The sequence below is a fragment of the Anaerovirgula multivorans genome, assembly GCF_900188145.1.
Classification (GTDB): Bacteria; Bacillota; Clostridia; order Peptostreptococcales; family Natronincolaceae; genus Anaerovirgula; species Anaerovirgula multivorans.
The window spans coordinates 1-8,193 of record NZ_FZOJ01000069.1; the positions used below are offsets into that span (position 1 = coordinate 1).

Here is an 8,193-nt window from a genome sequence, read left to right on the forward strand (position 1 = left end):
TCATAATATCACCGTCCTTACTACTATTATGGGCGATTTTATGTATGCTATATCAAGATTGTCTTATCCAATTGTTGGATTTTTGGCGCGCTCTGTCGTCCCCTTGGTTTTTGGTTTTGGTTTGGAATAAATTTCTGAATTTATCGAATTTATTTATAGTTAAATATTGACAAAAAAATATATAAATATATAATAAAATTAATGGTATACCGAATACCAGGTTTATTTTTTATCAAACTTCTTCAAAAAATTTTAAGTAATTATAAATAAAGGGGGGATTTTAAATGAAAGTAAGTGCAATTCAAATGAATATGGAATTTGCAAACCCAGATAAAAATTATAAGAGAGCTGAAGAACTAATCAGAGTTGCTGCAAAGGATAAACCTGATACCATAGTTCTTCCAGAAACGTGGAATACCGGCTTTTTCCCTGTAGAGAAGACTATGGAATTAGCTGATGAAGATGGTAAACGTACAATTAAATTATTTTCAACATTATCTAAAGAATTAGATTTAAACATTATTGGAGGTTCAATTGTTAATAAGAAAGGGGGAAGCTTATACAATACTTCATATATTTTTAATAGAAAGGGGGAATGTATTGCTGAGTACGATAAAACACATCTTTTTTCTTATATGCATGAAGACGATCACTTCAATAAAGGCATTAAAACAACAACTTTTGATTTAGATGGAATTAAGTGCGGTGTAGTAATATGTTACGATATTAGATTCGTAGAATTAGTTCGTATATTAGCTTTACAAGGCATAAGCATACTTTTCGTAGTAGCTCAGTGGCCTGTACCTAGAATTAATCATTGGGAGATTTTGAATCAAGCTCGTGCCATCGAAAACCAAATATTTGTTGTAAACGTTAATTCTTCTGGTATTGCAGAAGAAACAGTCTATGGTGGACATTCATCTATAATCAGTCCTTGGGGAGACGTTTTAGTTAAAGCAAGTTCTGAAGAAGAGATTATAACAGCTAAACTTGATATAGAAATAGTAAAAGAGATCAGAAATACCATTAATGTTTACAATGATAGAAGACCAGAATTATATATAATCAAATAAAGGGATGATAAATATGGGAATGATAAATTTTACATTGAAAAATTTATCTGGAGATGAAAACCTAACAGTAAATTATGATGAGCTACTTGTAATTGGTTATGCTGGAAGAAACATTGAAAAGACTATGGAACATATAAAAGAATTAGAAGAGCAATTGGGTGTGGCTCCACCAAAAAAGATTCCAACCATTTTTGAGTGCTCTCATGAGTTGTTAACACAAGAAGATATTATTAAATTTGTTGGAAAAGAAACATCTGGAGAAGTTGAGTATATTATCGTTTTAGCCAATGGAAGTGCATATATCGGAATTGGAAGCGATCATACCGACAGAAAATTAGAAAGTATAAGTGTTCCTAAGGCGAAACAAGTATGCCCTAAACCCATAGGAAAAGAATTATGGAATTACGATGACATAAAAGATCATTGGGATCAAATAAAATTAGTTTCTTATCAAACAATTGACGGTAAAGAAATTCTCTATCAAGATGGCTCTTTAGCTGACATTTTACCCGTTGAAAAAATTTTATCTGAATTAAAGGATAGAATTGGAGCTATTCAAAATAGCATTATTTTTTCTGGAACTGTTCCATTGCTAAACGGATTTGCATATGGAGATAATTTTAGATGTATGATAATTGATCAAGTGTTAGATAGAACGTTAAGCTTTAATTATAATATTGAAATTATTAGTGAGGAGGAACGATAAGATGAAAAAACTTATTAGTTTACTAATTGTATTAGTTATAGTTAGCAGTATTTTTATGGGATGTACAGGAAATGAAGATACTACAGGAAGCGAGCCTAATGCAGATACGAATACTAAATCCAACGACTCTATTCAAATTAAAATAGCCTGCGTGGGAAATGAGGATCACCAATCCACAATCATGGCAAAAAATTTCCAAGAAGAACTTGAAAAACTCTACGATGGAAATCTTGAAATAGACATATATGCTAATGCTTCACTTGGCGGTGAAAGAGAAGCTGCGGAAGGTGTAAAATTAGGAACTATCCAAATGACCGTTGTTACTACAGATGGTACTTTACCTGCATGGGTTCCAGACACTCAGATCATGTCAATTCCCTACTTATATGAGACAAAAGAACAAGCTTATGAATTATTAGATGGAGTCATTACAGAATATCTTAATCCGAAATTTGAAGAGCAAGGATTTAAGCATTTAGGTTTTGGAGAACTAGGTTTTAGACACTTTACAAACAATATTAAAGAAATCAAGACTGCAGCTGATATGAGAGGTCTTTCTATAAGAGTACAGGAAGCTCCTATATGGTTTGCATTGATAGACAGTCTCAAAGCTTCTGCAGTGCCAGTATCATTTAATGAATTATATACTGCATTACAACAAGGTATGGTTGATGGACAAGAAAATCCTATTGCTTCAATCTATACATCTAAGTTCAATGAAGTACAAAAATATTTAACACTTGATGGACATACTTACGCACCAGTTAGTATGATAATGAACAAGGATTTCTATGATGGATTGCCAGAAGATTTACAATCAGCAATAGATCAAGCGGCTAAAAATGCAGTTCCAAGACAACGTGAAGCTATAAATAATATAGAAGAACAATATTTACAGGAATTAAAAGATGCAGGAATGATTGTTACAAAGCCTGACAAATCAACATTTATAGAAGCAACAAAAGACATATATAAGCTCGAAGAGGTACAGAGATTAGTAAATCCAGAGTTTGTTGAATTAATAATAGATAGCAAAAAGTAGTAATTTGAAAACCAGAGGTGTACTACACAGTGCACCTCTTAGTTGGGAGGAAAAAAGATGAAAACACTAGATCGTATTGTGGATTTTATCGTTAGATTTATAATGGCTTTTTCCGCTCTTATCCTTTCTATTGTTACAACATTACAAGTTGTTGCTAGATATATCTTTAAAAGCCCTATTGGATGGGGGCAGGATATTATCAGATTGAGTTTTATATATCTGGTTTTTTGGGGTGCAGCTTATTGTGTAAAAGAAAAAGAGCACCTAAATATTGATATTTTGCTTACTTCTCTTAAACCAAAAGCCAAAAAAATTCTTGAATTAGGAATTAATATAGTTTTGGCTTTTTTCTTCATGTTTATTATTTATTATGGATTCATATTTACGCAGTCAGGAGCAAATCAAAAAGCACCTTATCTTTCTATTCCAATGTCACTTTATTATTTATCATTACCGACATCAGGAATTTTTATGATCTATTACCAACTTAGGCAAGTCATGGAACAAATCAGTAATTTAAAGAGCAACGGAGACACTGGGGGTGACATAAAATGATCATATTGACATTATTTCTAGTTTTCTTGATTGGTGTACCAGTTGCTTTTTCATTAGGATTGGTTTCTCTAGGACAAATTTTCATGGATGGTTATCCACTAGTAGTAGTCATCCAAAGAATGTTTACAGGTGCTGATAGCATAGCATTAACAGCCATTCCACTTTTTATATTGTCTGGCAACTTAATGTACAGAGGAGGTATGTCTCAAAAAATTGTAAATTTTGCAGATACCTTACTGGGACACTTTCCAAGCGGGCTTGCAATGGTTAGTATCCTTGCAAGTATGTTTTTTGCCGCTATAACAGGTTCTGCCATAGCAGCTACCGCAGCAATAGGTGGTATAATGATCCCCTTAATGGTAAATAAAGGTTATGAAAAGGAGTTTAGTGCTCCACTATTAGCATGTTCAGGTTCCATCGGACCAATTATTCCCCCAAGTATTCCGCTGTTGGTATATGGCACTATTGCAAATGTCAGTGTAGGAAAATTATTTATCGGTGGCGTTTTACCAGGTATCATAATGGGTATTGGCTTAATGATTTACAGCTATTTTATCGGTAAGAAAAGACATTATATCGGTAGAGAAACAAAGGCTTCAGCAAGAGACATGTTCAAATCTGGTAAAGATGCTATCTTAGCGCTTTTGATGCCTATCATTATCATTGGCGGAATCATGAGTGGTGCATTTACACCAACTGAGTCCGCAGCCATCGCAGTGTTGTATTCTGTTATTATAGGAATGCTTGTATATGAATTAGAAATTAAAGATATATGGCCCGTACTAGTAGATAGTACAAAAGCTACAGGACAAGTATTGATAGTAGTCGCCTTTGCCTCATTATTCACATGGATCATTACTGTAAATAACATACCTCAAGCGGTAGGCGCTTTCTTAAGCTCTACAGTAAATACCAAAATCATGTTACTGCTAATCATTAATATCATCTTACTCATTGCAGGTACATTTATCGATACTACAAGTGCCGTTGTTATCTTTACGCCATTATTCCTACCATTAGTACAAAGTTTTGGAATTGACTTGGTTCACTTTGGCTTAATCATGGCTGTCAACCTTACTATAGGTATGTGTACTCCACCTCTTGGAGTTTGTCTATTTGTATCAGGTTCCATAGCTAAGATTCCACTAAAAGCGCAATTCAAGGATTTATTACCAATGTTAATGGTATTAATTATAATTCTACTGATAGTAACCTATATACCTACCCTTACACTTCTATTGCCAAATTTATTATCTTAATTTTATTAAAGTTTGTAATAGTGACCTCAATAGTCTAATTTGTTTTTCTTAAGGTATAAGCTAATTTAACACCATCAATTTCAAATAGAATGATTCCACCCCCTCCCGATACTGACTTTCGCTCACTTAACATATTCATCATAACGGGGGGTGAATCCCCCTTAGTATCAAGTTAAATCCAATAAAGTTAGTAATTAAGAAGTATAGAATTTGCTCAGTGATATTTTAAAAAACATTAGAAAAACGGTGTAGACTTTGTTGATTAATGCTACTTATTAGTATAATATAATATTAATACTTTATTTAGAAAGGAATCCAAGATGATAGAGAAATCAATATCATATAAATATAAGGTATATGAGAAAATTAAAGAGGATATTATTATAGGAGTATATTCCCAAGGAGAAGTACTTAATGAAAGAAAATTAGCAGAAACAATGGGAGTTAGCAGAACTCCTATTAGAGAAGCCTTGCAATTATTAAATTCAGATGGTTGGGTAGTAAATGAACCCTATAAGGGAACGGTAGTAAGGACCTTTGATGTGGATTATGTTATGAATGCTCAAAAAGTAAGAAGAGTGCTGGAGATATCAGCTATAGAAGAGGCTATGAATAACATAGATGATGAAGATATAAAAGAACTAACTGCTGTTTTGCGGAAACAAGAGGAATGCTTAAATAATTATAACCCAACTGAATTTATGAAATTAGATAGAGAATTCCATGAGAAAATATATTATTTAAGTAAAAATGATATATTGTTTGATTTATTGCAAAATTTTAATGATATTATTCGGTTCTATGGAATAAAAGTATTGTTGGTTCCCGAGAGAAATAAGACTACACTTATAGAACATCTAAATATTTTAGATGCTATAAAAGAAAGAAATGTTTATTTAGCAAAAGAAGCTATGGATCATCACTTGCTAATGACCGGTAAAGCAATCCATAAATATACAATCGGTACCAATGAATAGTGGAAATATTAAGTATCTTATACCTCTAGTTTATTTCTTGCAAAATATGATTGCTACAACGTAGTTAAATACTAATATATAATCAATCATCTTATTGTTAACAATGTGGTTGATTCATGTTTCATGAAAATCTCCAGGATTCTATTATAACTTTTGAAGTATCCTCAAATACAAATAAAAAAAAACTCAGCCCTTAGGATTTCTTTCTAATGAGCTGAGGTCTTTTATTGGCTTGCAAAAGTTTAAGGCTACTTGTACCATGATTTGTATCCCTATTGCCAAAGCATTTTCATCTGGATTGAACTTTGGATTATGAATAGATGCAAATTCTTCTCCTCCAAGAGCTGGCTTCTCAGAAACAAGGGTCCCCTCCTCCAACACATTCTGCATTGATTTGAAGACGAGGTTTACCATGTTAGTACTGATGCCTGTTGGCCTCTTTTTTTCTTCGGTATCATAAATTAAATAAGTGTAAATATTTAACCATTTATTTTGATTTAACAATTGCACTTATGTAACGTACAATGCCATAATTGCCTCCAAATTTATATTGCCATAAACTTAGAGATTTCCTGACCACTAGAACCGTCCCCTTGGTTTCCCCTTGGTTTCCCCTTGGTTTCCCTTAATAACATTATAGCATTGGTTTGGTTCTACCAAAGGGTGTTCTCAGTAAACACTATTTAGGATCGATTAATCCACTCATTCGAATAATCTCAATCCCTTTTTTTTCTAACTCATTAGCAAATACATTAATTCCCACAGAATCACTAGCCATATGTCCTGCAACCACTACATTTCCTATATTTTCATCCTTAATGGCTTTAATCACATCTTCTGGTATATGCATCTCCACCAAAGTCCCTACTCCAGCTTCAAAATAAGCTTTATGCACATTAATTCCTCCACCTGTACCCCCTGCCATGGTTACAAATACTCTTCCTGCGTAATCATCCTTTTGCCCTACACGAATCACTGGCTTAGCCATTGTCTTTTGATACTCTGAAAGAGTCTCTAGAGCATCTATTACATCCTGTAGCGTAGCCTTCGGCTTATCTCGAAGCTTTTCATCCAATAGTTTTTGAACCGTTCGTTCTGCTAGGATATCTGTAGGAGTATGCACACCCATAAAGGGCATATTTAGTAGCTTAGCTGCTGATACCGCTCTGTCATAGTTAGAAACATGCAGCATTCTTTCTACCTCTCCCTTTTTCTCTCCTAAAGCTTTTTGTGCTTTATTAATAGGCACACCAGCCCTTACCATTCTATCAATTTGATTATCCATTACCTTATGTAGATTAACCCTCGGACTTCCTCCTGATGGATGGTGAGTGATGACTAAATCTGCCCCTAAGTCTCTTGCTAATAGCATCTCAGCCAGTTCCATATCTACACCGATAGCCACTTTTTTAATATTTTCTCCTTCAACGATAATACCAGAATCCTCTGGAACTTCACTTAATCCAGCTAATTCTAAAGCAATATCCATAATTTCTTTTGTGTTCATATTAATTTCCTCCTCTTCATTATAATAAGCCGCAGGAGCGGTTCTATTGCTTAGTTCTTCAAAATAATACCCCATTAATCTTTGTATTTGTCCTGCGAAGATTCCTCTTTCTTTTAATATTTTATTGGTTTACTTTTTATTCCTATCTTGAAATGGGTGTCCACATTTCTTTTGTTTTAATTATAACAGTCTACACAACATATGATCTTTCTATTCCCTCTCTTGCTTTTCTTGACATAAAAAGCTGCCTCGTAATTTATTTTACCATATATTTGAAGTGGATACACCCAATACTGAACTACCTTCTGTCAAGTAGACAGTGAAAATAATAGAAAAACGTCATCCTAAACAAATATTTTAATAAAATTCAGTACGTAACTTCATATGATTCACTTTTGCTAATGGCTTTCACTTCCTTTTTTAAGCTTGTTATATTTCATTATTTAAAAGTTTTTGGTTATATTTTAAAAACTTTGGTTATAAATAGTGTAGAAGGAATTTATGGAAAAATAAAGGAGGAATAATTTTATGAAGACTTTTGGACAATTTTTACAATCTGGAGATTGGAAAGGTGAAAAACACGTTCCTGTAATACATGCACCAGAAAAGGTTAAAGCTGGTGAAACTTTTGATTTAAGAGTATCTATTGGAGATGAAATCCCTCACCCTAATACATTAGAGCATTATATATCCTGGATCAAAGTATTTTTCTTTCAAGAAGGTGGCAAATTCCCTGTGGAGTTAGCTGAATTTAAATTTACGGCTCATGGAGAAGGTGGTAATTTTTCCGAACCAGCGGGTACTACAAAGGTTAAACTAGATAAAGCTGGTACCATTTATGCTATTAGTTACTGTAATATCCATGGTGTGTGGGAAAATAGTCAAGAAATTGTAGTAGAGTAGAAAAGCTAAAAAGCCACGATAAGCGTGGCTTTTTCATTTGCTTTAAAACTAAAACAGAGACAATAGAACCCCTGCTGCTACTGCTGAACCGATAACTCCTGCAACGTTCGGTCCCATAGCATGCATTAATAGAAAGTTGCTAGGATTTTCTTTCTGTCCAACAACCTGTGA

General features: G+C 33.5%; 10 protein-coding genes. 7 read left to right on the plus strand and 3 right to left on the minus strand.

The genetic code is table 11. The features are described 5' to 3' along the window. Positions 1-284: 284 nt before the first annotated feature. The 6 genes from CHB72_RS25160 to CHB72_RS25185 all read left to right on the plus strand — a co-directional run bounded on the left by CHB72_RS25160 (position 285) and on the right by CHB72_RS25185 (position 5,612). A complete protein-coding gene (locus tag CHB72_RS25160) occupies positions 285-1,073 on the plus strand; it encodes a carbon-nitrogen family hydrolase (protein WP_089285616.1) in 789 nt (262 codons plus the stop codon). 13 nt (positions 1,074-1,086) lie between these two features. Further along, positions 1,087-1,779, plus strand: a complete 693-nt coding sequence (locus CHB72_RS25165) for a DUF2848 family protein (RefSeq protein WP_089285617.1) — start codon at positions 1,087-1,089, stop codon at positions 1,777-1,779. A 1-nt stretch (position 1,780) separates the two neighbouring features. Beyond that, entirely contained in the window at positions 1,781-2,821 is a 1,041-nt protein-coding gene (locus CHB72_RS25170) for a TRAP transporter substrate-binding protein (RefSeq protein WP_089285618.1), read from the plus strand. Between the two features lie 57 nt (positions 2,822-2,878). Further along, positions 2,879-3,376: a TRAP transporter small permease gene (locus CHB72_RS25175; protein ID WP_089285619.1), complete on the plus strand. Its 498-nt coding sequence runs from the start codon at positions 2,879-2,881 to the stop codon at positions 3,374-3,376. After that, complete coding sequence (locus tag CHB72_RS25180) at positions 3,373-4,635, plus strand: TRAP transporter large permease (protein ID WP_089285620.1); 1,263 nt, start codon at positions 3,373-3,375, stop codon at positions 4,633-4,635. Before CHB72_RS25175 ends, CHB72_RS25180 begins: the two co-directional genes overlap by 4 nt. Positions 4,636-4,955: 320 nt before the next feature. Continuing rightward, positions 4,956-5,612, plus strand: a complete 657-nt coding sequence (locus tag CHB72_RS25185) for a GntR family transcriptional regulator (RefSeq protein WP_089285621.1) — start codon at positions 4,956-4,958, stop codon at positions 5,610-5,612. Between the two features lie 186 nt (positions 5,613-5,798). On the opposite strand, the gene CHB72_RS25190 is transcribed toward CHB72_RS25185, so the two are convergent. Beyond that, positions 5,799-6,116 carry a hypothetical protein gene (locus tag CHB72_RS25190; protein ID WP_089285622.1) on the minus strand — a complete coding sequence of 106 codons (318 nt, stop codon included), beginning with the start codon at positions 6,114-6,116 and terminating at the stop codon, positions 5,799-5,801. A 175-nt stretch (positions 6,117-6,291) separates the two neighbouring features. Then, positions 6,292-7,119 carry a Nif3-like dinuclear metal center hexameric protein gene (locus CHB72_RS25195; protein ID WP_089285624.1) on the minus strand — a complete coding sequence of 276 codons (828 nt, stop codon included), beginning with the start codon at positions 7,117-7,119 and terminating at the stop codon, positions 6,292-6,294. A gap of 528 nt (positions 7,120-7,647) precedes the next feature. Between CHB72_RS25195 and CHB72_RS25200 the strand changes: the two genes are divergently transcribed. Then, on the plus strand, positions 7,648-8,022 hold the full coding sequence (locus tag CHB72_RS25200) for a class II SORL domain-containing protein (protein WP_089285623.1): 375 nt from the start codon (positions 7,648-7,650) through the stop codon (positions 8,020-8,022). 48 nt (positions 8,023-8,070) lie between these two features. Here the strand turns inward: CHB72_RS25200 and CHB72_RS28160 are convergent. Next, on the minus strand, positions 8,071-8,193 hold a 123-nt coding region (locus CHB72_RS28160), incomplete at its 5' end, for a sodium ion-translocating decarboxylase subunit beta (RefSeq protein ID WP_141131566.1).

What these genes read in the sequence shown, in the direction of transcription:
- CHB72_RS25165 (WP_089285617.1), top strand. Translation starts at nt 1,087, where the DNA reads ATGGGAATGATAAATTTTACATTGAAAAATTTATCTGGAGATGAAAAC.
- CHB72_RS25170 (WP_089285618.1), top strand. Translation starts at nt 1,781, where the DNA reads ATGAAAAAACTTATTAGTTTACTAATTGTATTAGTTATAGTTAGCAGT.
- CHB72_RS25180 (WP_089285620.1), top strand. Translation starts at nt 3,373, where the DNA reads ATGATCATATTGACATTATTTCTAGTTTTCTTGATTGGTGTACCAGTT.
- CHB72_RS25185 (WP_089285621.1), top strand. Translation starts at nt 4,956, where the DNA reads ATGATAGAGAAATCAATATCATATAAATATAAGGTATATGAGAAAATT.
- CHB72_RS25195 (WP_089285624.1), bottom strand. Translation starts at nt 7,119, where the DNA reads ATGAACACAAAAGAAATTATGGATATTGCTTTAGAATTAGCTGGATTA.
- CHB72_RS25200 (WP_089285623.1), top strand. Translation starts at nt 7,648, where the DNA reads ATGAAGACTTTTGGACAATTTTTACAATCTGGAGATTGGAAAGGTGAA.
- CHB72_RS25175 (WP_089285619.1), top strand. Translation starts at nt 2,879, where the DNA reads ATGAAAACACTAGATCGTATTGTGGATTTTATCGTTAGATTTATAATG.
- CHB72_RS25160 (WP_089285616.1), top strand. Translation starts at nt 285, where the DNA reads ATGAAAGTAAGTGCAATTCAAATGAATATGGAATTTGCAAACCCAGAT.